We start from the raw sequence: 23,606 nt of genomic DNA on the forward strand, positions 1-23,606 counted from the left end.
TCCCGCTCAGGCCGCGGCGGACACCGCGCCGATCATCGCGTGCAGCCGGTCGGCCGCCGCACGGCCGAAGGCCGGGTCGTTGATGTGCGTTTCGTAGTCGTACAGCCGGGCGGCGCTGCCCCGCAGTCCGTCGCGCAGCGCCGTGAACAGGGCCCCGTCCGCGCCGGGGTCGTGGTAGGGGCCGCCCGGCGCGCCGAGCGTGGACAGTCCGCGCAGCGGCAGGCACACGGCCGTGGGCCCGGTCGCCGCGCGCAGTTTGGCGGCGACCCTGCGGCCGAGCTCGGCGCACTCGGCCGGGGTCGTACGGGTCACCGTTATGGAGGGGTTGTGGACGTGGACACCCCGGTCGCGGACCCTCTGCGGCAGGCTCTCCAGCGGGCCGAACTTCACCATGTCCAGCGCCCCCAGGCTGACCACCTGAGGTATTCCCGCCCTCCCGGCCGCGCTGAGCCGGTCGGGCCCGGCCGTGAGGATGCCCCCGCACAGGTCGTCGGCGAGCTCGCTGAGGGTGAGGTCGAGAACGCCCGCGAAGACCCCCTGACCGGCCAGGGTCTCCAGGGTGCGCCCGCCGGTTCCGCTGACGTGGAAGACCAGCACCTCGTAGCCCAGTTCCGTCAGCCGCTCGCGCGCCGCGTCCACGCCGGCCGTGGTCACGCCCGCCATGCTCGCCGCGACGAGCGGGCGGGCGCCCGCGCCGAGCCGGGGCGGGCGGGGTTCGAGGCAGGCGCGGGCGAAGGCCCCGGCCATCCCGGCGATCGCCTCGACGGCGTTGGTCAGGACCGGTCCGGAGACGCTGTTGATCCCCGCGACGTCCACCACGCTGTACATCATCGTGATGTCCGAGGAGCCGACGTACGGGGCGACGTCCCCGGACGCCATGGACGACACCATCAGCTTCGGCACGCCCAGTGGCAGGGCGCGCATCGCCCGCGTGGCGATGGAGGTGCCGCCGCTGCCGCCGATTGCCAGCACGCCGTGCAGTCTGCCTTCGGCGTGCAGGCGTAACAGGGTCGCCTCCGCGCCCCGGGCCATCATGGTCACGGCCGCGCCCCGGTCGGCGGCCGTGCGCAGGTGTGACAGTTCCGCTCCCGCCGCCCGGGCCACCGCGTCACGCGGCACATCGGCGGGCACCCGGGGTTCGCCCATGATTCCTGTGTCCACGAGGACCACTTCGACGCCGGCGCGCAGCAGTTTCTCGCGCAGCCAGCCGTACTCCACACCCTTGGTGTCCAAGGTTCCCACCAGCACGACGTTCGTCATGTGTGCAATGTCCACGCGGGTGGCGATGTTGGCAAGCGTGCGTTCCGCTAACCCTTCAGTAGTTCCAACAGGCGTTCTAGAAAGGGAACTTGAGAGGGAATCAGCATGCTTGCGGCCAGTGGGGGAGCGAACCAGGCGACCCGGTCCAGCTCCGGGAACTCCTGTACGTTTCCGGAGCGCGGCGGCCACTCCATGGTGAAGGTCCCGGGCACCATCAGCGCGGGGTCGAGGTCCGCCTCCACCGCCCAGATCGTCACCAGCTTGCCGCTGGTCAGCCGTACCTCGCCCAGCGGCAGGTACTCGCCCTCCGGCGGCGGCAGCCCGATCTCCTCGGTGAACTCCCGGCGCGCCGCGTCCCGTGGCGTCTCGTCCGGCCCGTACTCGCCCTTCGGGATGGCCCAGCCGCCGGCCTCCCGCCCGGCCCAGAGCGGGCCGCCCATGTGGCCGAGCAGGACCTCGACACCGGTGTCCGGTTCCCGCCCGGTCCGCCGGAAGAGGAGCAGTCCGGCACTGCGCTTGTGCGTCATGGGTGCATGCATGCCCCGTGCGGACGCGCGCCAATGACCGGGGCGGCGGCCGGGGTCCTGTGACCGGTGACCGGCGACCGGTGTCAGTGGTCGTGCGGGCCGTGCCGGTGGACCGGCCCGTGCGCGTCCGCGCAGTGGGAGTCGTACGGGTCCTCGCCCGCCCGGCCGACCGTGAGGAGGGAATCCTGCTCGTGGTCCACCTGGAGCGTGGTGTGCGTGATCCCGTAGTCCTCGGCCAGGAGCCGCTCCAGATCCCGGCGTACGGCGTGACAGTCGCCCGCCGGCTCCACGAGCACGTGCGCGGACAGCGCCGCCTGCCCGGAGGTGATGGTCCAGATGTGCAGGTCGTGCACCTCGGTGACGGGCGGCTGCCTGACGAGGAGGTCACCGACCGCGTCCGGGTCCACATGGGCCGGGGCGGCCTCCAGGAAGATCCGGCCGGACTCGCGGACCAGGCCGTAGCCTGCCTTGACCATCAGCACCACCACCACGAGCGTGGCGATCGCGTCGGCCTGCCGGAATCCTGTGGTGAGCACGATCAGACCGGCGACGGCGGTCCCGATGAAGGCGAACAGGTCGTTCAGGATGTGCTGGTAGGCGCCCTCGACGGCGAGCGAGGACCGGTTCGCCCGGGAGATGCACCAGGCCGCGGCCACGTTGACGGCGATGCCCGCGAGCGCCGTGACGAGGACGAGCCCGCCCTCGACCGGCGGCGGGTCGATCACCCGCCGCACCGCCTCGTACGCCAGCCAGAGCGCCAGCAGGAGCAGCGTGAGGCCGTTGGCCTGGGCGGAGAGTATCTCCGCGCGCTTGAGGCCGTAGGTGTAGCCGCCGCGGGCGGGGCGGGCGGCCAGCCGCATCGCGATCAGCGCGAGGACGATCGAGACGGCGTCGGTGAGCATGTGGGCCGCGTCGGAGATCAGGGCCAGCGAGTGGGCCATGACGCCGATGAACACCTCGACGGCCATGAACGAGCCGATCAGGCCGAGCGCGATCGCCAGCCAGCGCCGGTCGGGGTCGGCGGACACCCCGTGGCTGTGACCCCCGTGCGCGGCGTCGTGCCCGTGTCCGTGCCCGTGCCCGTGGCCTCGCCCTCGGCCCGGCCCGTGGTCGTGATCGTGGTCGTCGCGCGTGTGGTCCTGCCCGGTCATGGCGCCCCCGTCTCGTCGCGTCACCCGTGTGTTCGGTTCCGTCGCGTGAAGTGAAGCGCACCCGGACGCGATCGGCAAAGGCTGCAACGGGGACCGTTGTCATTCCCCATAAGAGGCCTCTGACCTGCGACGATGTCCGGCCGATGCCGGGGCGGCGGGTTCGTGGGAAAATTTGCTCATGGTCCAGCGCCCCGGTGTGCCGACCGCGCCCGAGCTAGTCCTGCAGACCGACCTGGGCTCCACTCCGATGAGCCCCGGCCGGACCTATCACGTGGGCAGGGACCCCCTCTGCGAGATCTGCCTCGACGACGCCCGCGTCTCCTGGCACCACGCCGTACTGCGCTCCGAGGGCGACCACTGGACGGTCGCGGACGAGGGCAGCACCAACGGCACCTACGCCGACGGCCACCGCGTCCAGGAGTGGAGCGTCGGGGTCGGCAGCGAACTGCGCTTCGGCAGCCTGGACGACGGCCCGCGCGCCGTCCTGGTCCCGGCGGGCGACCCCGCCGCCGCGTCCGCCGCCGCGTCTGCCGCCGCGTCCGCAGCCGCGTCCGCGCCGGCCTCCGCCCCCGCGCCGCCGGCCGGCCGGCCCTCCCGGGTCTCGAACCCGGCGGCGACCGGCACCTTCCGCCAGCCGACGACCGTGCGTCCGCTGCCCGCCCGTACCGTCGTCCGCATCGGCCGCGCCCCCGACAACGACCTCGTCATCGACGACCTGACCGTCTCCCGCCGCCATGCCGAACTGCGCGCCCTGGCCGACGGCACGTACGAGATCGCCGACCTCGGCAGCCACAACGGCACCTACCTCAACGGCTCCCGGGTGGAGCGGTCCGCGTTCCTCATCGAGGGCGACATCGTCGGCATCGGCCACTCGGCCTTCTGCCTCGTCGGCGACCAGCTCCAGGAGTACGTGGACACGGGCGAGGTCTCCCTCGACGTCCAGGACCTGACCGTCGCCGTCGACCGCGGTCGCAAAACCCTCCTCGACCACGTCTCCTTTCCCGTCGGCGCCAAATGCCTGCTCGCCGTCGTCGGCCCCAGCGGCGCCGGCAAGTCCACCCTGCTCGGCGCGCTCACCGGTCTGCGCCCCGCCGACCAGGGCACCGTCCTCTACGACGGACGCGACCTCTACCGCGACTACGCGGAACTGCGCAGCCGCATCGGGCTCGTCCCGCAGGACGACATCCTGCACGCCCAGCTCACCGTTCGCCGCGCCCTCACCTACGCCGCCGAGCTGCGCTTCCCGCAGGACACCGCCAAGGCCGAACGCCGGGCCCGCGTGGACGAGGTGATCGGCGAACTCGGCCTCCAGCAGCGCGCCGACCAGCCCATCCACAGCCTCTCCGGCGGCCAGCGCAAACGCGTCTCGGTCGCCCTGGAACTGCTCACCAAACCCTCGCTGCTCTTCCTCGACGAACCCACCTCCGGCCTCGACCCCGGCATGGACCGCTCCGTCATGCACATGCTGCGCGGCCTCGCCGACGACGGCCGCACCGTCATCGTCGTCACCCACAGCGTCCTCAGCCTGGACGTGTGCGACCTGCTGCTGGTCCTCGCACCGGGCGGGCGCATCGCGTACTTCGGACCGCCCCAGGAGGCCCTCGGCTTCTTCGGGTTCGAGGAGTGGCCAGAGGCGTTCGAGGCGTTCGAGGACCAGCGGGACCGGGACTGGGCGGGGCAGTACCGCGCCTCGCCCGTCCACCGCCGCCACATCGACGTCGCCGCCCGTCAGCCCCAGCTCGCCGGGACAGCCGGTGAAGCCGGACGTTCCGGCGGGGCCGCGCCCCTGCCACCGCCGAAGGCGCAGAGCTGGGGCTCCCAGCTGTCCTCCCTGGTCCGCCGGTACGCCGCCGTGCTCAGCGCCGACCGCACCTTCATCGTCATCATGATCGCCTTGCCGTTCATGATGGGGGCCATGGCCCGCGCTCTCGCCGGGAGGACCCTCACCGCCGAGACGGCGCTGAACGCGCTGCTCATCCTGTGCATCGGCGGCGTGCTCACCGGCGCCGCCAACGCGGTCCGCGAACTCATCAAGGAGCGCGTGATCTACCAGCGGGAACGCGCTGTCGGACTGTCCCGCTCCGCCTACCTGATGTCGAAGGTGGTGGTGCTCGGCACGATCACGGTCGGCCAGGCCGCGGCGCTGACCCTCGTCGCCCTCGTCGGGGTGAAACTCAACGCCCCGGACGGCAAGGGCATCTTCATGCCTCCGCTGATCGAGATCACCCTCGCCGTGGCCCTGCTGTCCTTCTGCGCCATGATGCTCGGCCTGCTGATCTCCGCCGTGGTGCGCAAGGAGGAGGTCACCATGCCGCTGCTGGTCCTCCTCGCCATCGTCCAGGTCGTCTTCTGCGGCACCCTTTTGAAGATCACCGGCGTCCCCGTCATCGAGCAGCTGGCGTGGTTCGAACCGGCCAGGTGGGCGATGGGCGCGATGGCCGGCACGATCGACCTCGGCGCGATCGTCCCCGGCAAGCTCACCCAGGACCCGCTCTTCGCCCACGAGAAGGGGGTGTGGCTGCTCTGCATGGCCTGCCTGGTGGCCCTGTCCGTGCTCTTCGGTGTGCTGGTCTCGCGGCTGCTGCGCCGCCACGAGCCGGCCATCATGAGGAAGTAGGCCTCATGAGCAGCCCGATGGGCGATCCGGGGGGCGGGGCCGCGGGCTTCCGGCCCACCCACGTCGTGCCGCAGGACGGACTTCCCGCGTGGGAGTCGCCGGACGTCTCCCGGCCCACCACCCCGCTGGACCCCTTCCTGCCCGTCCGGCTGCTGACCCGGCAGGGCGAGTGGGGGGAGGTCCTGTGCTCCAACGGCTGGTCCGCCTGGGTGGACGGGAGGCTGCTGGTCGCCGTACCGCAACCGCCGCCCACCACCGGAGGGCGGCCACCGGAGCGTGCCGACGACCCGAGGCCGCTGCTCGCGCGCAGCGCCGAAGTCCTGGACGGCTACCGGCGGGCCTTCGAGGAGTTCGCCTCGGGGAGGGTGACCAGCGAGGTCTTCCGGCGCTCCGTACGGGGGGTGCGGGTCGGCATCGTGGTCGACGGGGAGTCGGTGTGGCTCTACGACGAGGCGGCGGGACGATGGCTGTACGGCGACGGGACCCGCCTGGCGACGTACGCGGTCGCCACCGGGCCCGGGGTCGCGCCCGGGCCCCCGTCACCGCCGCCGACGGCTCCCGGCGTGGGGGCCGACGTACAGCGGGGTGCACCACCGGCCGGCCCGGCCGGGGCCGGGCACGGCGCGCCCCCCGGCGGACCGCCCGACCGGCCCTCGCCGCACGACCCCACCCGGATCGTGGACACGCGTGACGCGGGAGGCGCGTGATGAGTGAGGAACCGGTCCGCGGCCGCCCCTCCGACCTGCGCGGGAAGCAGATCGCCGGGTACCTGGTGGAGAGCGAGATCGGACGCGGCGGCATGGCGGTCGTCTACCGGGCGCGGGACCTGCGGCTCGACCGGACGGTGGCACTGAAACTGCTGGCCCCCGAGCTGGCCCGGAACGACACCTTCAGGAAGCGGTTCGCCCACGAGTCGAAGGTGGCCGCGGCCATCGACCACCCGCACATCGTGCCCGTGTTCGAGGCGGGGGAGACCGACGGGCTCCTCTACATCGCCATGCGGTACGTCGCCGGGCAGGACCTGCGGGCGATGCTGGACCGGACGGGTCCGCTGCCGGTCGACACGGCCGCGCGGATCGCCGGCCAGGTGGCCTCGGCGCTGGACGCGGCCCACGACCACGACCTGGTGCACCGCGACGTGAAGCCGGGCAACATCCTGGTCGCCGAGGGCACGGACGCCGACCATCCGGAGCACGTGTACCTCACGGACTTCGGACTGACGAAGAAGTCGCTGTCGCTGACCGGGTTCACGAGCGTGGGGGAGTTCGTCGGAACCCTGGACTACGTGGCGCCGGAGCAGATCTCGGGGAAGCCGGTGGACGGCCGGTGCGACGTCTACAGCCTCGGGTGCGTCGTCTACGAGACCCTCGCCGGCGGCCCGCCGTTCGAGCGGGACGACGACATGGCCCTGCTGTGGGCCCACCAGTACGCCGTCCCGCCGCCGCTGACCTCCCGACGGGAGGGGCTGCCCGCGGCGGTGGACGACGTACTGGCGAAGGCCCTGGCCAAGTCCCCGGAGGACCGCTGGAGCACCTGCCTGGAGTTCACCGGGGCGCTGCGGCGGGCGGGGGCGAGCGCCCGGCGCAAGAGGTCCTCTACGGGGGCCGGGGCATCGGGCTCCGGTGGGTCCGGGGGCGGGACGGTGCCCCCCGCGCCGCCTCCCGTACCGCGGTGGGCGCTGCCCGTGTTCCGCGGGCCCGCGGGCCCGGGATAGCCCCCGGGCCCGGGATAGGCGGTCACCGCTCCAGGTCTACGCCTGTGTCGCGGTCTACGCCCGTGTCGCGGCGGGCTCGTCGACACGGCCGCGACGGTGCAGGGGGCGCGCGAGGAAGGCGCCCAGGAAGCCCGCCACCGCGCCCCAGAGGAGGGCGAGGCCGACCGTACGCCACAGGACCGGGAGCAGCTCCACCTTGCCGCCGAGGCCGTCCCCCTCGCCGAGGCCCAGGAGGGAGAGGCCGAACTGGGCCTGGATCCGCGCCAGCAGACAGACGGCCAGGGTGGCGAGGGCCAGGGCCACGCCCAGGTGCAGCGCGTGCTGCCAGGGGCGGACGTGGGCGGGGGACCGTACGGCCGCCAGGACGCCCGTACCGAGCAGTAGGACGGCGGCCACCGCCACCAGCCACCACGCCCGGGAGTCCCGCTCCGCGAGCGAGGCCACGTCGACCGAGGACAGGTCGGGCCCGCGCAGGACCTGGTCCAGCAACTGCGGCATCGGCAACCCGAAGGGCCCCTCGACCTTGCCCTCCCAGGCCCCGCCGAAGCCCAGGGTGAGCGCCAGCCAGGCGAGGTTGGGCGCACCCAGCAGGATCACGGCCAGGGTCCGCGCGGTGTGGCCCTGGGTCGCGGCCACCACCAGGCCGACACCGACGCCGATGACGACGTACGCGAGGAGCAGTACGACGGTGGCGAAGGCGGCCGGGCGCAGCGCCGCGTGGAAGCGGACCAGCCGGGCCGGGAGCGGCGCGCGGCGCGAGACCAGCAGGGCGATGAGCAACAGGCCCAGGATCCAGAGCAGTCCGAAGAGGAGCGTGACCGGCAGGTCGGCCCGGAATCCCACGGTCGGTGCGGAGTCGAGGAGTTCGGCGATCTCCCCCAAGGGGGAATCGCCGGTGGAGATCCCGAAGGTCTGCCGGGCGAAGAGCGCGGCGCCGGTGAGTGCGAGCAGCCACAGCAGGGCCAAGGGCACGGCCCGGCCGAGGAGTTCGCGGGGGCGGGCCACCGCCCGGTTGTGCAGCGGGCGCAGGAAGCAGTAGCCGGCCGTGAGGGCGCCGGCCAGGCTCACCGAGAGCGGGAGCACTGACAGGCCGGCGTCCGCTCCCCCGAGGAATCCGGCCCCGCCCGACACCTCGACGGAGCCGCCGGCCGCCATCACCACGACCGCGGCGACGACGTGGGGGAAGGCGCCGCCCGGCAGATCGTCCGCTCCGGCGCACGCCAGCCCGGCCGCGGCGACGGCCGTCATCACCGCGAACCCCACGATGACCGCGACGAGGGCGTCCCGCCATGCCCTCACGAAGCCCCCCGGCCCTGTCGATCTCGGCGTCTGGCTCATCCTGCCACCGTGACACCCGCAGCCCCCGGACACCACCCGGACGGGGCACACGCCCTCGGCTTGCGGGTACCACCCGGACGGCGCACACAATGGTCCCCAGGGAACTCACTCCTCATGGGAAGAAGAGCCCGTGACCACGCAACCTTCCGGCCAGGTGCCGTCATCAGAGCGCCCCACGGGGCCGCCCTCCGGCCCGCTCTCGGGCGGGCAGCAGGGGCCGCCACCGCCGCCACCCCCGGCGCCGCCCGGCGGGCCGGGCGGTGGAACGCCCGGTGGGCCGGGAGACGCCGGCGGCGGGGGAGGCCCCGCCAAGGGACCCTGGTGGCGATCCGTACCCCGGCTCGCCACCGCGCTCGTCGCGGTGGCGGCCGCCGTGGCCCTGGCCCTCGTGCTGACCCGGCCCGGCGGTACCCCCGACAACGCGGGCCGCGAGGTGTTCCTCCAGCCGGTCTCCGCATCGGGCCCGGACCCGTTCACCGAGTCCACCGCCGCGAAGGAGGCCGCACCGCTGCCGGAGAGCCCCCCGCCCTCCAGCGGCGACACGGCCGCCACGGCCACCGCTGGGACCACGACGGCCACGAGGAGCGTCAGCGGCGCCGCGCCGGGCGTGTACGGGGGCACCAGGTCCACCGCCAGCTGTGACGTCGAGAAGCAGGTGAAGGCACTGTCGGCGGATCCTGCCAGGAACGCCGCCTTCGCCTCCGCCCAAGGCATCCAGCCGGCGGCCGTCCCCGGCTACGTCCGCTCGCTCACCCCGGTGCAGCTGCGGACGGACACCCGGGTGACGAACCACGGCTACCGCGACGGCCAGGCCACCGGCTATCAGGCCGTGCTCCAGGCCGGGACGGCCGTGATGGTGGACGACCGGGGCGTGCCCCGGGTGCGCTGCGCGTGCGGGAACCCGCTCGGTCCGCCGGTGGCGCTCCAGGCCAACCCGAAGCGCTACGGGCAGGTGTGGAACTCGTACCGGCCGTCGCAGGTGGTGGTCATCGCTCCGTCGGTGACGGTCGTGAAGAAGTTCGTGATCTACGACCACCAGGACCGGCGCTGGTACGAGCGCGACCGGCACGACCACTCGGGCAAGCACGACAGGCCGGTGCCGCCGCCGCCGACGCCGACCCCGTGGATCACGCCGACGTCGCCGACCCCGTCCGTGTCACCGTCCTCGCCCACGGCGTCGGAGTCCCGGTCGCAGTCTCCGTCGGAGTCCCCCTCGCAGTCTCCGTCGAAGTCCTCGTCGGAGTCCCCCTCGCAGTCTCCCTCGAAGTCGGCGTCCGAGTCCCCCGGGACCCCGAGTGCGTGCCCTCCGACGGACACGCCGAACGCCTCCTGCCAGCCGTCCCTGTCGCCGTCCGCATCGGCGAAGTCGGGCTCGGAGTCCCCGTCGAAGTCGCCCGCGTCCCCGAGCCTGTGCCCTCCGACGGACACGCCGAACGCCTCCTGCCTGCCGACGCTGGCCCCGACGTCGACGCCGCCGTCGCCCACGCCGTCGCCGTCGGTCTCAGCGAAGCAGGAGCCCGAGCCGCAGTCCGCGCCGCCTCCGACGACGCAGAGCCCGGCGGCGCCGGAGCCCCCGGCTCCGCGGACCTCGGCCGCGCCGGAACCGAGCTTCACGGTCACCGGCCCCCAGCAGCCGCCGCCCCCGCCGACCACGCCGGCTCCCCAGCCCCAGGAGCCTTCGCCGACTCCGCCGGCCCAGTCCTAGCCGGAGCTAGGTCGGCTCTTCCGGATCTTGCGGGCCCGCCAAGATCCGGAAGAGACGGCCTAGGAGCTAAAGGGTGTCCTGGGCGCGGCTGTGGTCCTGGGGCAGGCCCGTCCCGCCCAGTCGTGTGAGCAGAGCGCCCAACGAGTCCACCTCCTGCGGAGCCCACTGCGGGGCGGCGAAGGTCTCCGCAGCCACCTGCTCGGCCGCCTTCAGCAGCTCGCCCAGGCGCTCGCGCCCGGCGTCCGTCAACGCGGCGTACGCCACGCGGGCGTCGCGGGCGTCCGCCTCCCGCACCACGAGGCCGATCCGCTCCAACGGCGCCAGCCCCCGCGTCACGCCCGACGCTGTCATCCCGAGCGCCTCGGCGAGATCCACCCGCCGCATCCGCCCGCCTTCGGCCCGCCCCAAGTGCAGCAGGGTCAGAAAATCGGCCAGGCTCACCCCGAACAACGCCCCGAGGCGGTTGTCGAACCGCCTCACCAGGGTGGTCTCCGCCTTCACCAAGTGCAGGCATACGTCCAGCGCATCACTCATTGCTACCTCCTTGACTCCTCAAGTATCCGAGAAGATGCTTGAGGAGTCAAGGAGATGTTGAGCATCTGGGGGGGCGGCGTCACCAGCCGCCGTCGAAGAAGGCCGCGAGGGCGGGCGCCGGGTCCACGGCGGTGGTGGTGTTGGCCACCGCGACGACGAGCACGGCCAGCGACGACAGGGCCGAGACGACCCCGAGCGCCCCCAGCAGGCGCCTCGTTCGCCTGTCGGACGAGGCCGCCCGCGCCCGCCTCCTCCACAGCACCACGCTCGCGCCGACGAGGGTGACCGCGACGACCCCGGCGATCACCGCCATCGCCGCGTGGTAGCGCGCGAAGTCGCTGACCATCACCTCAAGGGCGGGCGAGGTCAGGTCACCGCCGTGCAGGGAGTCGGCCAGTTGCCGCCGGAGCTGACCGAGCGTGTCGCCGAGCGCTCCCTCGGCCGCGCCGACCTCCAGCAGCGGCAACAGCGAGGAGAACGGCGCCACGGCGCCCTGGACGTTGGCCATCACGACCGCCAGCGAGAACAGCGCGAGCGCCGTGACGAGCCCACCGGCCGACGCGAGGGCGGTCCTTGCTCCCGTCCTCAGCGGGCCGGCCGTCAGGAACGCCTTCCAGAGAAGAACGCCGAGTGCGACGAGCACGACCAGCAGGACCGCAGCGATCATGGCCTTGGCCACGTGGTAGCGGAACCAGTAGTCGACCACCCTCTCCACGCCCGGGGAGAAGTCCCGTTCGCGGGACATCCCGTACGCGGCGAACGCCTCGCGGAAGGCCTCGACGAGGCTGCGCCGGTCGACGATGCCGTCGCCGGAGCCGCCCGCGGCCGCCAGCGTGCGCGGGGCGAGGAGGAAGGCGGCGAGGAGGGCCGCCGCGAGGGCGGCGAGCACGGCGAGCGCCCGGCCGCGGATACCTGCGGAGCGCGACGGTGCTGCGGGAGAGCGCAAAGGGGTACCTCCGGTTCGAGCGGGCGTGTGGCGGCCGCCGGCGGCCTTCCGGCCACCCTCGCGTACCGGGGCCCACCCGGTCACTGGGGTCCGCCGCCCCCGTGGGGGTGGGGCCCGCCCCACCTCTCTCGTGGCCCCACGGGGACACCGGCCAGGGAGAGTGAGACCCTGGCTGCATGGCCCGTAGGGGAAGCAGCCCCGAGGTCGACTGGCCCGCCCGGCCGGATACGAGCCTTGCGCTCAACCGCATGGGCACCTTCGACTGGGACCTCGACAGCGGGCGGATGCATCTGGATCCCACCGCGCTCGAGGTCCTCGACCTGCGCCCGGACGAGTACGACGGAACCCTCGCCGGGCTCCGGCCCCGCCTCGCCCCCGCCGAGGAGGCCCGGCTCGACGCCCGCGTCGCGCAGGCGATCAAGGACGGCCGCAGCCACTACGGGGCCTACGTGCGCAGCCGCCGCCGGGACGGGTCCTCGGCCTGGACCCACATCCAGGGCCACATCCTGCGGGAACCGGACGGGCGGCCGTACCGCGTCATCGGGATCCTGCGCGACGCCGCCCACGACGCCGACGACCCCGGTGCCGACGGGGAACACGCCGAGGGCCGGCGGCGCATGACCGGCGTCGTCGAGCGGACCACCGCCATCCTCGCCCACGCCCGCACCGTCAACGACGTGACCGACGTCCTCAAGGACCCGGAGGCCCTCGGGCACCTCGGTGCGGTCAGCGTGATGCTGGGCGTCGTCGACGGCGGACGCATCCACCTGGTCGCGGAGGGCCAGCTCGGCTCGTACGTGCCCGAGATCGAGTACACGCGGATCGACGCGCAGTTCCCCATGAGCGAGGCCGTGCGCACCATGCAGCCGGTCTTCATCGCCTCGCGCCAGGATTTCCAGACGCGCTACCCGCAGCTGTGGCCGTACATCGAGCCGCTGGAGGTACGCAGCGGGGTGTACCTGCCTCTGATCGCCCAGGGACGGCCCGTCGGGGCACTCGGGCTGCTCTACCGCCGGGACGGCGATTTCACCGCCGAGGAGCGCAATGTGCTGATGGCGCTCGGCAGCGGCATCGCGCAGAGCCTCCAGCGGGCCATCCTCTTCGAGCAGGAGCACGACCTGGCCGAAGGGCTCCAGCGGGCCATGCTGCCCCGCCGGATCCCGGAGGTGCCGGGCGCGCGGATCGCCGTACGGTACCGCTCCGCCCGGATGGGGCGGGACATCGGCGGCGACTGGTACGACGTGATCCCGCTCGGCGAGGGCCGGGTGGGGGTGATGATCGGAGACGTGGAGGGGCACGACACCGACGCGGCCGCCGTCATGGGGCAGCTGCGCATCGTGATGCGCGCGTACATCGTCGAGGGGCACACCCCCGGTGCGGCGATGGCCCGGGCCTCGGCCTTCCTGCGCGAACTGGAGACGGAACGGTTCGCCACGTGCACGTACGCCGAGGTCGACCTCAGCACCGGGATGCTGAGGATGGTCCGCGCCGGTCACCTCGACCCGGTCGTGCGGCGCGGCGACGGCAGCTGCCACCGGATCCAGGTGGCGGGCGGGCTGCCGCTCGGTCTTCCGGCGCGCGAGCAGTCCGGAACCGGCTCCGGCTACCCGGTCACCAGCCTCGAACTGCACCCCGGGGACACGCTGGTGCTGTGCACGGACGGCCTGATCGAACGCCCCGGCGCGGACCAGGACACCGGGATGCGGGAGCTCATGGCGGCGGTCCGCAGCGGGCCGGCGGACGTGGAGGAGCTGGCCGACGTGCTGTGCGACCTGGTCGGCGACTCGGGTGGCGGGGACGACATGGCCCTGCTCGTCCTGCGCCGCCGCGGTACGCCCCTCGCGCGGGGCGGCGGCCCGCTGCGCCAGCGGCTGGAGCCCGGCGACCCGGAGGCGCCGGCGTTGGCGCGGCACCTGATCCGGGCGGCGGCGGACGCGTGGGGGGCGTCGGACCGGGCCGACGAGATCGAACTCGCGGCCGATGAACTGATGACCAACGCGCTGGTGCACACGGAGAGCGGCGGCGACGTCAGTCTGCGGCTCACGGGGCAGGGGCGGATCCGGATCGAGGTCGAGGACGCGAGCAGTGCGCTGCCGCGGCGGCGGGAGGCGGGGGACTGGGCGGTCTCGGGGCGGGGGCTGCTGCTGGTGGAGCGGCTCGCGGACGAGTGGGGCGTGGAGGCGCGGGGCGGGGGGAAGTGCGTGTGGTGCGAGTTCGCCGTGGCGGTGGGGGAGGCGGAGGTGGGGGCGGGGCGGTGAGGGGCCGGTCGGGGCGGTGTGCGGTTTGCGGGCGTGCGGCGGGGCCGGTGTGGGGCCACCTGGCCGGTGTCGGCGGGCCGGGCGCGGCTGGTGGGCGGTTTGCGGGCATGCGGCGGGGGCGGGGTGGGGGCCGGTGCCGGCGGGGCCGGGCGCGCGCCGGGGTGTCTCCTCGGGCGCCGAACGGTTCGGGGGTCGGGGGGTGCGGCGGTGGTGCGTTCGACGCCCTGCGGGGACACCCCGGCACACACCCGTCCCCGCCGACACCGGCCGGGTGGCGCACACATTCGGCCCCGACGACGCTGGCTTTTTCGGCCTCTAGAGGCGTACGAGCGTGATTTCTGTGGCCTTGACGCTGGTCCATACCTCGGTGGCTTCGGTGAGGCCGAGTTCGGCGGCGGCGGTCGGGGTGATTTCCGCTACGAGGTCGGGGGCGGCGGGTGAGGTGATCAGGAGGCGCAGGCGGCTGCCGACCGCGGTGATCTCGCGTACGGTGCCCGGCCAGACGTTGCGGGGGCTGCCGCCCGGGCGGTCGCGGTGGACCGATACTGCTTCTGGGGCGATGATCGCCAAGGCCTGCGCCCCCTCGGGCAGCGCCTCGGCGACCACCAGGCGGCCGCCGCCCGCCAGCGCGAGCCCGTCCGGCGACGCGGTGCCCGGCCAGGCGTTGCGTCCCAGCATGCGGGCCACCCAGGGGGAGCGCGGGTGCCGGGTCACCTCGGCGGGCGGCGCGTCCTGGAGGGCCTCGCCGTCGGCCAGTACGAGGACCCGGTCGGCCAGCGACACCGCCTCGACCGGGTCGTGCGTCACGATCAGGCAGACCCCGCCGAAGCCGGCCAGATGCGTGCGCAGGGTGTGCCGGACGTGGGCGCGCGTGGTCTGGTCGAGGGCCGCGAGCGGCTCGTCGAGCAGGAGGAGGCGGGGCCGGGCGGCCAGCGCGCGGGCGAGGGCGACGCGCTGGGCCTGGCCGCCGGACAGCTGGGCCGGCTTGCGGTGGGCGAGGTGCCCGACGCCGAGCCGGTCCAGCCAGGACTGCGCCTCCCGGCGGGCCTCGGCGCGCGGTACCCGGCGGGAGCGGAGCCCGTACGCGGTGTTGGCCAGGGCGTTCAGGTGCGGGAACAGGGCGCCGTCCTGCGGCACCCAGGCCACCTGCCGCTGGTGCGGGGGCAGAGTGGTGACGTCGGTGTCGCCGAGCCGCAGGTCGGCGTGGGACCGCGGGGTCAGGCCGAGGAGCGCGCGCAGCAGAGTCGTCTTGCCGGAGCCGTTCTCGCCGACGACGGCGATGGTGGTGCCCGGTTCGGCGTCGAGGGTGAGCCGGTTGAAGCCGGTGACCGTGGCGTGCAGGGGCCAGGAGCCGGCCTGCGGCGGTGTGGACCGGGTCTCGGCGGCCGGGGCGTCCGTGTCCTCGGGGACCTGCGGCCCCCGGGCCTCGCGGGCGGCCGGAGCGCCCGTCCAGCGGCCGCGCAGGGCGATCAGTACGGTCATGGCGATCGCGAGGAGCAGCAGGGAGACGGAGGTGGCGGCCTCGGGCTGGTCCTGGAGCAGCAGGTACACCTGGAGCGGCAGGGTCTGGGTGGTGCCGGGCAGGTTCCCGGCGAAGGTGATGGTCGCGCCGAACTCGCCGAGCGCCCGGGCCCAGGTGAGCGCGGCGCCCGCGATCAGGCCGGGGGCGACCATGGGCAGGGTGACGGTGAAGAACACGCGGACCGGCGAGGCGCCCAGCGAGGCGGCGGTCTCCTCGTAGCTGTGCTTGAGGCCGCCGATGGCGCCTTCCAGGCTGATGACCAGGAACGGCATGGCGACGAACGTGGCCGCGAGCACGGCGCCCGAGGTGTGGAAGGGCAGGGTGATCCCGAAGGTGCCCTCCAGCCAGGGTCCGAGCAGCCCGCGCCGCCCGAAGCCGAGCAGCAGGGCGACACCGCCGACGGTCGGCGGCAGCACCATCGGGAGCAGCACGAGCGAGCGGACCAGGGCCTTCCCCCTGAACTCCACGCGTGCCAGCAGCCAGGCGAGCGGCACGCCGAGCAGCAGGGAGAGGCCGAGGGCCCACAGGGAGACCACGAGCGAGAGCTTCAGGGCCTGGACCACCCCGGGGCTCGCGAGGTGGGAGCCGAACTCGCCCCACTGGGTGCGCACGAGGATGCCGATGAGCGGCAGCAGCAGGAACGCGACGGCGAGCAGGGCGGGCAGGGCCAGGGCCACGGGGGGCCGGTTGCGGGTGCGGGGTCTGCTCATGGGGGTTCCTGGCCTGGGGCGGTGGTGGCGGACGTCGAGGGCGCCTACGCCTTCTGGAAGCCCGCGTCCTGGAGGATCTTCTGCGCTTCGGGCCCGCTCAGCCAGGCCACGAACGCGGCCGCGGCCTCGCCGTGCCGGGACTGCCTCAGCGCGGCGGCCGGGTAGGAGGCCACGGCGTTCTGGGCGTCCGGGATCTCCACCGTGGCGACCTTGTCACCGGACTTGGCGGAGTCGGTCTTGTAGACGAGACCGGCGTCGGCCTCACCGAGCTCCACCTTCGCGAGGACGGCGCGGACGTTGGGCTCCTGGGAGACCGGCTTCACCTCGATCTTCTGGGCGTCGAGGATCTGCCTGCCGTAGCGGCCGACCGGGACCTCGGGGGCGGCGAGCACCACCTTGATCCCCGGGTCGGCGAGGTCGCCGAGCTCATCGATCCGGAACGGGTTGCCCTTGCCGGCGGCGATGACCAGACGGTTCTTGGCGATGACCGTGGCGTCGCCGGTCTCGGCCCTCAGGCCGTCCATGGTCCTGGTGTCGGCGGTGACCAGCGCGTCGGCCGGTGCACCTTGCTTGACCTGGGCCGCGAGCTCCTGCGAACCGGCGAAGGAGAAGGTGATCCTCGTACCGGGGTGTGCCTTCTCGTACGCGGCGCCCGCGGCCTTGAAGGCATCAGTGAGGGAGGAGGCGGCGAGGACGGTGAGGTGCGCGCCCCGGGCCCCGGCGGCGGGCTTCGCTTCGCCGTCGCCGCAGGCGGCCAGCGGCACGAGCAGGGCGGCGCTCAGCGCGGCGGTCGCGGCGCGGCGGCGGGCCGGGGTGGGGATCGGGCTCGGGGTCATGGGGCAGGTGTCCTCGGGTTCAGGTGCGGTCGATGTGGACGCTGGTGGATTTCACGCGGGCGGTGGCCCGCATGCCGACCTCCAGCCCGAGCTCCTCGACGGCCTCGCGGGTGAGCAGGGAGACCAGGCGGTGGGGACCTGCCTGGATCTCGACCTGCGCGGCGACGTCACCCAGCGTGACGGCCGTGACGATGCCGGGAAAGGCGTTGCGCGCCGAGGTGTACGGCTCCGCGTCCTCGCCCTGGGCGCCCTGGCCGACCTCCAAGGAGAACGCCGCCAGGTCGCGGCCGTCGATCAGGCGCCGGCCGGCTTCGTCGCGATGGGTCGCGACCCGGCCGGCGTCGGCCCAGCGGCGCGCCGTGTCCGGGCTGACGCCCAGCAGGCGCGCCGCCTGTCCGATGGTGTAGGACTGCATGTGCGACACGGTAGGGCCAGATCTGACGCATGTGCAATCTTGTTCTGAGGATCACCCTGGTAGGTGCGGTGGGTGTTGTCGTATCCGCCAAAAAGTCGTTGCCTTGCGCCGCGCCCGGATGGTTAGAGTCGGGGTATGGCTGATGAGGTAGCGGACACGGGCACGGTGCGGGTCGACGCGTGGATCTGGTCCGTGCGTCTGACGAAGACCCGCTCGACCGCGGCGACGGCCTGCCGGGCGGGCCACGTGAAGGTCAACGGGGAACGCGCCAAGCCGGCGCAGCCGGTGCGCGCCGGTGACGAGGTACGGCTCTTCCACGCCGGGCGGGAGCGGATCGTGGTCGTCAAGCGGCCCGTGTCCAAGCGGGTGGGCGCGCCGGTCGCCGCGGAGTGCCTGATCGACAACAGCCCGCCGCCGCCGACCCCCGTGGAGGCGGCCGTGGTCGGCATCCGCGACCGGGGCGCGGGCCGACCGACGAAGCGTGAGCGCCGCGAGATCGAGACCCTGCGCGGACGTTCGTAGCCGATGCGGCGGGGCCGCCGTGCGCTTCCCCGCCGGCCCCGCGGCTCAGGCCTTCCGGTACGCGTAGGCCTCGGCGGCGGCCGAGGCGACCGCCGCCAGGGGGGCTCCGGCCGATGCGGCCACCACCGCCGCCACCGCGCCCTCGACGAAGGGGGCGTCGACCAGCTGGGACCCGGGCGGCAGTTCCTCCTCCAGCAGCAGGGCCTTCACCGTGAGTACGGAGCTGCCCAGGTCCGCCAGCAGCGCGACACCGGCGCCCGCGTCCACCTCACGGGCCGCCGCTACGATCCGCTCCGCGCTCGTGCCGAGCCCGCCGGCGGCCGTCCCGCCCGCCGCGGCGACCGGGGCGAGGGGCCCGCCGGCCGCCAGGCCCCGTGCGAGCTCCGCCACCGACTGGGCGACCTGGGCGCTGTGCGACACCAGCACGATGCCGACCATGGCCGGGCCGGACCCGGCGCCCGTCACGCCGCGCCCCCGTCCGAGAGCGCCCCGTCCGACACCGCCACGTCCGCGAGCGCCCGTAGCAGCAGCGCCGACGAGGTCGCGCCCGGATCCTGGTGCCCGATGCTCCGCTCGCCCAGGTAACTGGCCCGGCCCTTGCGCGCCTGCATCGGCGCCGTAGCCACAGCCCCCTGCTCCGCCGCGTCCCCGGCCGCCCCGTACGAGGTGCCCAGCGCGGCCACGCCCGGCACCAGCGCGTCCAGCATCGTCTTGTCGCCCGGCGCCGCCCCGCCCAGCTGCGCCACCGCGGCCACGCCCGCGTACAGGGCCTCGCGCAGCTCCGCGTCGGAAACCTCGGACGCCTCGCCGAGGGCCTTGCCGGTGCGCCGCAGCAGCGTCCCGTACAGCGGCCCCGACGCGCCGCCGACGGTCGAGATCAGCGTCCTGCCGGCCAGCTGGAGCACCTCGCCCGGCGCTGCCGGAGCCTCGGCGTCCAGGGCCGCGAGCACCGCCGTGAAACCCCGTAGCAGATTGCTCCCGTGGTCGGCGTCCCCGATCGGGGAGTCGAGCTCGGTCAGATGGTCCGCCTCGCGCTCCACCGCGGCCGCGGCCGCGGTCATCCAGCGCCGGAAAAACTCTGCGTCACGCACCGGATCTCCTCGCCTCGCATCGGTTCTGGCCGTCCCACCACCACCCTACGGTCAGCACCCCCAACGCAGCGCCGCCGTCCGGACGGGCGCGTCCCACAGCCGCAGCAGCTCCTCGTCGGCCCGGCACAGCGTCACCGAACACCCTGCCATGTCCAGCGACGTGACGTAGTTCCCCACCAGCGCCCGCGCAACCGGTACTCCGCGCTCGCCCAGGATCCGCGCCACCTCGGCGTGGAACCCGTACAGTTCGAGCAGGGGCGTCGCCCCCATCCCGTTGACCAGCGCCAGCACCGGCCCGTCGGCCGGACCCACGTGCGCCAGCTCTTCCAGTACGGCGCCCACCGCGACCTCCGCGACCTCCCGCGCCGACATCATCGCGCGCCGCTCCCGGCCCGGTTCGCCGTGGATTCCGATGCCCAACTCCAGTTCGCCCTCGGGAAGTTCGAAGGTCGGGCTGCCCTTCGCGGGCGTGGTGCAGGCGCTCAGCGCCACCCCGAAGCTCCGTGAGGCCGCGTTGACCCGCCGGGCGGTCGCCGCGACCTGCTCCAGCGGAGCCCCCTCCTCGGCCGCCGCCCCGGCGATCTTCTCGACGAAGAGGGTGGCCCCGGTGCCGCGCCGTCCGGCGGTGAACAGGCTGTCGGTGACCGCGACGTCGTCGTCGACGAGGACGCGCTCCACCCGCAGGCCGTCCTCCTCGGCGAGCTCGGCGGCCATCTCGAAGTTCAGCACGTCCCCGGTGTAGTTCTTGACGACGAACAGCACGCCCTGCCCGCCGTCCACCGCCGCGGCCGCCCGCAGCATCTGGTCGGGCACCGGCGAGGTGAACACCTCGCCGGGACAGGCGGCCGACAGCATCCCGTACCCCACGAACCCGGCGTGCAGCGGCTCGTGGCCCGACCCGCCCCCGGACACCACCCCGACCCGCCCGCCGTCCCGCGCGCCGCGCCGTACGACGACCCGCCGCTCCACGTCGACGTCGAGCTCGGGATGGGCGGCGGCCATGCCCCGCAGGGCGTCGGCGACCACGGTCTGCGGACTGTTGATCAGCATCCTCATGCGTATCTCCCGGCGAGGCTGACAGGTGACGGGCGGGGCGCGGTCTCCGCAGGTCTGACTTCGGTGACGCGCCGTCAGTCTACGAGCCGGCCGCCCGCGCCCGGGGCGTGTCACCGGGGCGCTGCGCGCCGCCTGTGCTCAGCCGACCCGCTGCGGCCAGCGGGGGTGGTGCCGGTCGATGACGTAGTGGTGCCCGTGCCGCCAGCCGTCCGTCGCGGGGCGGGCGTCCGCGAGGTGCGGGTGGCCCGCCGGCAGGTCCGGATGGACGTGTTCGAGCCGGATCGGGTCACGCGCGGGCCAGATCACGGCCGCGGCCGCGGTGGCGCCGAGGGCGACGGCGCCCAGGACCAGCGAGGTCAGCGGCATGCCCGCCCCCGCCGCGAGCCAGCCGGCCAGCGGGTAGGTGAGCAGCCAGCAGCTGTGGGAGAGGGAGAACTGCGCGGCGAAGGCGGCGGGCAGGTCGGCGTCGGCGGTGGAGCGGCGGATCACGCGGCCCGCCGGAGTCAGCACGGCCGAGCAGGCGGCGCCGATCGCGGCCCAGGCGGCCAGGAACGCGGGCCAGGACCGGGCGCCCGGGGCGGTCGCGGTCAGTGCGGCGACGCAGGCCAGGACCACCGGAAGGGCGAAAGCGGCGCACAGCATCACCGCGCGGTCGGTGGCGCGGCGCAGGAGGCGGGGCAGGAGGAGCGCGGTCAGCATCGATCCGGCGCCGTACGCGCCGAGGGCGAGGGAGACGGCGCCCGCCGGGCGCTCGAAGTGGTCGCGGACGAGCGTGACGGTGTCGACGAAGACGATGGCTCCCGCGGCGGCCACCGCCAGGTCGAGGGCGAGCAGGGCCCGCAGCCGGGGGGTGGCCCAGAACAGGCGGGTGCCGAAGGCGGCTTTGGCGTAGAGGCCGCCGGTCCGCTCGACGGGGGCGGGCCGGGGCAGCACGGTGGCGACGATGAGCGCGGCGGACGCGAGGAAGCCGACGGTCGTGCCCGCGAACAGCCAGTCGTAGGAGACCAGGGTCAGCAGGGCGGCGGCCAGTGCCGGACTGAACAGGCTCTCCATGTCGTAGGCGAGCCGGGCCATCGACAGGGCCCGGGTGTAGTCGCGTTCGGCGGGCAGGAGCTCGGGCACGGTGGCCTGGAAGGTGGGCGTGAAGGCCGCCGACGCCGCTTGGAGCGCGAAGATCAGGACGTGGATCTGCCAGATCTCGGTGACGAAGGGAAGGGCCGCCGCGACCCCGGCGCGGGTGAGGTCCATCGTCACCATGAGGGCGCGGCGGGGGATCCGGTCCGCGAGCGCTCCGATCACGGGGCCGATGGCGACGTAGGCGATCATCTTGATCGCCAGCGCGGTGCCGAGCACCACCGGGGCACGGGCGCCCGCGAGGTTGTAGGCGAGCAGGCTCAGCGCCACGGTGGCGAGCCCGGTGCCCACCAGGGCGATGACCTGGGCGGCGAACAGACGGCGGTAGGTGCCGTTGCGCAGTACGGACAGCACGGGCGGCCCCCGTCCCGGTCGGCGGATCGCTCAGGGAGCCATGCTAGCCAACATGTGCGCACCTGTGCACCTATTCGATCCGAGCTGTCCGAGCTGTCCGAGCCGTGCGGTCCGCCAGGTGCTCAGTCGTGCGGCGGAAGAGACCCGAGCTGGTGATCGGCGACGTTCAGCGCCTCGTCCACCAGCCGCCGCAGATGACCGTGGCTCAGGGCGTAGACGACCCGGCGCCCGTCCTTGCGCGGGGTGACCAGCCCGGCCAGGCGGAGCTTGGCGAGGTGCTGGCTGACCGAGGGCCGGGCCGCCCCGCACGACTCCGTGAGGGTGGTGACGTCGGCCTCGCCCCGGCCGAGCCGCTCCATCAGCGCGAGGCGGGTGCGGTCCGCGAGCAGCGCCAGGACGGACGCGGCGGCGTCGAGCCGGTCGTCCCGCACCGTCCCCCGGCCGGGCCGCTGCTCGCGGCCGCGCGGCTGCTCCTGCTCCTGCTCCTGCGCGATCCGCGCACCTGTCAGGTGTTCGCCTGCGCTCATGGCCCCATCGTAGGGCGGCCACCCCCGCGAGCGTGCATGCTCACGCACACGTACGAAGGCCCCGCCGCCCCCCGAAGGGAGTGACGGGGCCCCTGTACGGGCGTGCGCCTGCGGTCAGCCGAGCGCGGGCGCGTTCCGCTGAGCCGTCGCCTCCGAGCCATCGGCGCGCACGGCCAGGAGCCGCTGGGCCAGCACGCCGAAGACGATGGCGAACACCGCCCACAGGACGAGCTGGACGGCCAGCGAGGCGATCCGGAACTCCCACAGCACGGCGGCGGGGAAACCGGGCTTGACCGCGTCGTCGTTCGCCGGCAGGAACACGAACGCGAGGGCGGCGGCGGCGACGAAGCCGCCGCCCGCGGCCAGCGTCGCGTTCCAGTTGCCCAGACGCGGTGCCAGCCGTCGTCCGATGATGATCGCGCCCACGCCCAGCAGCACGCTGAGCAGGATCATCAGGAAGAACAGCGTGGTGCGCTTGCCGATGGTGTCCGGGTTGCCCACCGCCGGCGGGGTGGCCGGGTACTTCAGGAACGGCACCAGATAGACGGTGGCGAAGGCGGCCGCGGCGGTCAGCGCCGCCGTGGCCCGCGGGCTGAACCGGCCGACGCGGCCCAGGGCGAACGAGAACGCGAGCGAGGCGATGCCGCCCAGCGCGACCCCGTACACCAGGACGCCGGTGGCCAGCCCGAGGGTCGACTGCACCGGTCGGCTGACCAGCTCCTCTTCCTCTTCGGCGGCCCCGGCCGACGCGGCGTCACCGCCGTGCCCCGCGTGCCCGGCGTGAGCACCCGAGGCGCCCGCCGCGTCCTGAGCGGCCTGGGCCTCCTCCACGGCGATGGAGTCCCGTACCGGAGGCTCACCGACCACGTAGGCGACGGCGAAGGCGAACAGACCGGCGATCAGGCCGGCGAGCATGCCGCGGACCAGCAGACCTCTGACTGTCGAGGCGTACATGTGCACGGCCTCTCAGTGGCAGGGGAAGCCGAGCAGGTGACGGCCGTCGTGGACCCACTCGTGCACGCCCTCACCGGCGAACAGGGCGGTGGCACCCTGCTCGGCACCGACGAAGTACAGGGCGACGAGCATCAGGAGACCGACGAAGAGCGCCCAGGGCAGTACCGCGCGGACGGGCAGCGGAGCGGACAGGGAACCGGCGGTGGTGGGGATGGCGGCGGATGCGACAGCCTCGGCCATGGTGGAACCTCCTCGGGGAACACGCGTCCCATACGGTGGTGCAGGACGACGGTCCTCGGGTCTGACTCGCCGCGGCGCCACCCCGGGGGGTACCGCCACAGCACACAGTGGCGCGACCATGCCGGATTCTCACCGGACTTCCGTCTCGCCGTCGTCGCTATGTGGAAATGTCCCCGTGACGCTACCGCGCCCGGG

At 74.0% G+C, this 23,606-nt stretch carries 21 protein-coding genes and 1 pseudogene; 6 read left to right on the forward strand and 16 right to left on the reverse strand.

Annotation, left to right across the window (positions count from 1 at the left end; all coding sequences use genetic code 11):
* Positions 1 to 6 precede the first annotated feature (6 nt).
* The 3 genes from AC07DU_RS01775 to AC07DU_RS01785 form a co-directional block, all read right to left on the reverse strand.
* Complete coding sequence (locus tag AC07DU_RS01775) at positions 7 to 1,260, reverse strand: Tm-1-like ATP-binding domain-containing protein (RefSeq protein WP_479109059.1); 1,254 nt, start codon at positions 1,258 to 1,260, stop codon at positions 7 to 9.
* Between the two features lie 47 nt (positions 1,261 to 1,307).
* Positions 1,308 to 1,787, reverse strand: coding sequence for an NUDIX hydrolase (locus AC07DU_RS01780; protein ID WP_360899295.1), 480 nt, complete (start codon positions 1,785 to 1,787; stop codon positions 1,308 to 1,310).
* Between the two features lie 83 nt (positions 1,788 to 1,870).
* Positions 1,871 to 2,938, reverse strand: coding sequence for a cation diffusion facilitator family transporter (locus AC07DU_RS01785; protein ID WP_479109061.1), 1,068 nt, complete (start codon positions 2,936 to 2,938; stop codon positions 1,871 to 1,873).
* A gap of 178 nt (positions 2,939 to 3,116) precedes the next feature.
* On the opposite strand from AC07DU_RS01785, the gene AC07DU_RS01790 reads away from it, so the two are divergent.
* The 3 genes from AC07DU_RS01790 to AC07DU_RS01800 are packed head-to-tail and all read left to right on the forward strand — an operon-like array spanning position 3,117 to position 7,269.
* Positions 3,117 to 5,555, forward strand: coding sequence for an FHA domain-containing protein (locus tag AC07DU_RS01790; RefSeq protein ID WP_479109063.1), 2,439 nt, complete (start codon positions 3,117 to 3,119; stop codon positions 5,553 to 5,555).
* Between the two features lie 5 nt (positions 5,556 to 5,560).
* Entirely contained in the window at positions 5,561 to 6,262 is a 702-nt protein-coding gene (locus tag AC07DU_RS01795; protein WP_360899286.1) for a hypothetical protein, read from the forward strand.
* Positions 6,262 to 7,269: a serine/threonine-protein kinase gene (locus AC07DU_RS01800; RefSeq protein WP_479034691.1), complete on the forward strand. Its 1,008-nt coding sequence runs from the start codon at positions 6,262 to 6,264 to the stop codon at positions 7,267 to 7,269. The genes AC07DU_RS01795 and AC07DU_RS01800 overlap by 1 nt, the downstream gene beginning before the upstream one ends.
* Positions 7,270 to 7,323: 54 nt before the next feature.
* On the opposite strand, the gene AC07DU_RS01805 is transcribed toward AC07DU_RS01800, so the two are convergent.
* Positions 7,324 to 8,607 carry a streptophobe family protein gene (locus tag AC07DU_RS01805; RefSeq protein WP_479109065.1) on the reverse strand — a complete coding sequence of 428 codons (1,284 nt, stop codon included), beginning with the start codon at positions 8,605 to 8,607 and terminating at the stop codon, positions 7,324 to 7,326.
* Between the two features lie 130 nt (positions 8,608 to 8,737).
* On the opposite strand from AC07DU_RS01805, the pseudogene AC07DU_RS01810 reads away from it, so the two are divergent.
* Positions 8,738 to 10,012 (forward strand): annotated as a pseudogene (locus tag AC07DU_RS01810) (DUF6777 domain-containing protein); the annotation flags it as partial.
* A 366-nt stretch (positions 10,013 to 10,378) separates the two neighbouring features.
* On the opposite strand, the gene AC07DU_RS01815 reads toward AC07DU_RS01810, so the two are convergent.
* A complete protein-coding gene (locus AC07DU_RS01815) occupies positions 10,379 to 10,846 on the reverse strand; it encodes a MarR family winged helix-turn-helix transcriptional regulator (protein ID WP_479109067.1) in 468 nt (155 codons plus the stop codon).
* Positions 10,847 to 10,925: 79 nt separating this feature from the next.
* A complete protein-coding gene (locus tag AC07DU_RS01820) occupies positions 10,926 to 11,792 on the reverse strand; it encodes a hypothetical protein (protein ID WP_479109069.1) in 867 nt (288 codons plus the stop codon).
* 176 nt (positions 11,793 to 11,968) lie between these two features.
* Here AC07DU_RS01820 and AC07DU_RS01825 point away from each other — a divergent pair, with 176 nt between their 5' ends.
* On the forward strand, positions 11,969 to 14,050 hold the full coding sequence (locus tag AC07DU_RS01825; protein WP_453371136.1) for a SpoIIE family protein phosphatase: 2,082 nt from the start codon (positions 11,969 to 11,971) through the stop codon (positions 14,048 to 14,050).
* A 315-nt stretch (positions 14,051 to 14,365) separates the two neighbouring features.
* Here AC07DU_RS01825 and AC07DU_RS01830 read toward each other — a convergent pair whose 3' ends face one another.
* The 3 genes from AC07DU_RS01830 to AC07DU_RS01840 are packed head-to-tail and all read right to left on the reverse strand — an operon-like array spanning position 14,366 to position 17,533.
* Entirely contained in the window at positions 14,366 to 16,282 is a 1,917-nt protein-coding gene (locus AC07DU_RS01830) for an ABC transporter permease (protein ID WP_479109072.1), read from the reverse strand.
* Positions 16,283 to 16,326: 44 nt separating this feature from the next.
* Complete coding sequence (modA, locus tag AC07DU_RS01835) at positions 16,327 to 17,118, reverse strand: molybdate ABC transporter substrate-binding protein (RefSeq protein WP_479109074.1); 792 nt, start codon at positions 17,116 to 17,118, stop codon at positions 16,327 to 16,329.
* Between the two features lie 19 nt (positions 17,119 to 17,137).
* Positions 17,138 to 17,533 (reverse strand): TOBE domain-containing protein, encoded by a 396-nt coding sequence (locus AC07DU_RS01840; protein ID WP_479038763.1) that lies wholly within the window; start codon positions 17,531 to 17,533, stop codon positions 17,138 to 17,140.
* Positions 17,534 to 17,668: 135 nt separating this feature from the next.
* Between AC07DU_RS01840 and AC07DU_RS01845 the strand changes: the two genes are divergently transcribed.
* The gene (locus AC07DU_RS01845) at positions 17,669 to 18,055 is read left to right on the forward strand and encodes an RNA-binding S4 domain-containing protein (protein WP_360900280.1); all 387 of its coding nucleotides are present in this window, start codon (positions 17,669 to 17,671) and stop codon (positions 18,053 to 18,055) included.
* Positions 18,056 to 18,100: 45 nt separating this feature from the next.
* On the opposite strand, the gene AC07DU_RS01850 is transcribed toward AC07DU_RS01845, so the two are convergent.
* The 7 genes from AC07DU_RS01850 to AC07DU_RS01880 all read right to left on the reverse strand — a co-directional run bounded on the left by AC07DU_RS01850 (position 18,101) and on the right by AC07DU_RS01880 (position 23,411).
* Positions 18,101 to 18,493: a PTS-dependent dihydroxyacetone kinase phosphotransferase subunit DhaM gene (locus AC07DU_RS01850; RefSeq protein ID WP_453371166.1), complete on the reverse strand. Its 393-nt coding sequence runs from the start codon at positions 18,491 to 18,493 to the stop codon at positions 18,101 to 18,103.
* A gap of 23 nt (positions 18,494 to 18,516) precedes the next feature.
* Entirely contained in the window at positions 18,517 to 19,146 is a 630-nt protein-coding gene (dhaL, locus tag AC07DU_RS01855; protein WP_479109076.1) for a dihydroxyacetone kinase subunit DhaL, read from the reverse strand.
* A 51-nt stretch (positions 19,147 to 19,197) separates the two neighbouring features.
* Positions 19,198 to 20,202 carry a dihydroxyacetone kinase subunit DhaK gene (gene dhaK / locus AC07DU_RS01860; RefSeq protein ID WP_479109078.1) on the reverse strand — a complete coding sequence of 335 codons (1,005 nt, stop codon included), beginning with the start codon at positions 20,200 to 20,202 and terminating at the stop codon, positions 19,198 to 19,200.
* A gap of 138 nt (positions 20,203 to 20,340) precedes the next feature.
* The gene (locus AC07DU_RS01865) at positions 20,341 to 21,690 is read right to left on the reverse strand and encodes an MFS transporter (protein WP_479109080.1); all 1,350 of its coding nucleotides are present in this window, start codon (positions 21,688 to 21,690) and stop codon (positions 20,341 to 20,343) included.
* A gap of 122 nt (positions 21,691 to 21,812) precedes the next feature.
* Positions 21,813 to 22,217, reverse strand: coding sequence for an ArsR/SmtB family transcription factor (locus AC07DU_RS01870; RefSeq protein ID WP_479038752.1), 405 nt, complete (start codon positions 22,215 to 22,217; stop codon positions 21,813 to 21,815).
* Between the two features lie 114 nt (positions 22,218 to 22,331).
* Positions 22,332 to 23,171, reverse strand: a complete 840-nt coding sequence (locus tag AC07DU_RS01875; RefSeq protein WP_479109082.1) for a CbtA family protein — start codon at positions 23,169 to 23,171, stop codon at positions 22,332 to 22,334.
* 12 nt (positions 23,172 to 23,183) lie between these two features.
* On the reverse strand, positions 23,184 to 23,411 hold the full coding sequence (locus AC07DU_RS01880) for a CbtB domain-containing protein (protein WP_360900297.1): 228 nt from the start codon (positions 23,409 to 23,411) through the stop codon (positions 23,184 to 23,186).
* Positions 23,412 to 23,606 lie beyond the last annotated feature (195 nt).

The sequence above is a fragment of the Streptomyces sp. NPDC045695 genome, assembly GCF_056432025.1.

Coding starts and splice junctions, on each gene's coding strand:
- AC07DU_RS01775 (WP_479109059.1), bottom strand. CDS start 1,260: ATGACGAACGTCGTGCTGGTGGGAACCTTGGACACCAAGGGTGTGGAG.
- AC07DU_RS01780 (WP_360899295.1), bottom strand. CDS start 1,787: ATGACGCACAAGCGCAGTGCCGGACTGCTCCTCTTCCGGCGGACCGGG.
- AC07DU_RS01785 (WP_479109061.1), bottom strand. CDS start 2,938: ATGACCGGGCAGGACCACACGCGCGACGACCACGATCACGACCACGGG.
- AC07DU_RS01790 (WP_479109063.1), top strand. CDS start 3,117: ATGGTCCAGCGCCCCGGTGTGCCGACCGCGCCCGAGCTAGTCCTGCAG.
- AC07DU_RS01795 (WP_360899286.1), top strand. CDS start 5,561: ATGAGCAGCCCGATGGGCGATCCGGGGGGCGGGGCCGCGGGCTTCCGG.
- AC07DU_RS01800 (WP_479034691.1), top strand. CDS start 6,262: ATGAGTGAGGAACCGGTCCGCGGCCGCCCCTCCGACCTGCGCGGGAAG.
- AC07DU_RS01805 (WP_479109065.1), bottom strand. CDS start 8,607: ATGAGCCAGACGCCGAGATCGACAGGGCCGGGGGGCTTCGTGAGGGCA.
- AC07DU_RS01815 (WP_479109067.1), bottom strand. CDS start 10,846: ATGAGTGATGCGCTGGACGTATGCCTGCACTTGGTGAAGGCGGAGACC.
- AC07DU_RS01825 (WP_453371136.1), top strand. CDS start 11,969: ATGGCCCGTAGGGGAAGCAGCCCCGAGGTCGACTGGCCCGCCCGGCCG.
- AC07DU_RS01830 (WP_479109072.1), bottom strand. CDS start 16,282: ATGAGCAGACCCCGCACCCGCAACCGGCCCCCCGTGGCCCTGGCCCTG.
- modA (WP_479109074.1), bottom strand. CDS start 17,118: ATGACCCCGAGCCCGATCCCCACCCCGGCCCGCCGCCGCGCCGCGACC.
- AC07DU_RS01840 (WP_479038763.1), bottom strand. CDS start 17,533: ATGCAGTCCTACACCATCGGACAGGCGGCGCGCCTGCTGGGCGTCAGC.
- AC07DU_RS01845 (WP_360900280.1), top strand. CDS start 17,669: ATGGCTGATGAGGTAGCGGACACGGGCACGGTGCGGGTCGACGCGTGG.
- AC07DU_RS01850 (WP_453371166.1), bottom strand. CDS start 18,493: ATGGTCGGCATCGTGCTGGTGTCGCACAGCGCCCAGGTCGCCCAGTCG.
- dhaK (WP_479109078.1), bottom strand. CDS start 20,202: ATGAGGATGCTGATCAACAGTCCGCAGACCGTGGTCGCCGACGCCCTG.
- AC07DU_RS01870 (WP_479038752.1), bottom strand. CDS start 22,217: ATGAGCGCAGGCGAACACCTGACAGGTGCGCGGATCGCGCAGGAGCAG.
- AC07DU_RS01875 (WP_479109082.1), bottom strand. CDS start 23,171: ATGTACGCCTCGACAGTCAGAGGTCTGCTGGTCCGCGGCATGCTCGCC.
- AC07DU_RS01880 (WP_360900297.1), bottom strand. CDS start 23,411: ATGGCCGAGGCTGTCGCATCCGCCGCCATCCCCACCACCGCCGGTTCC.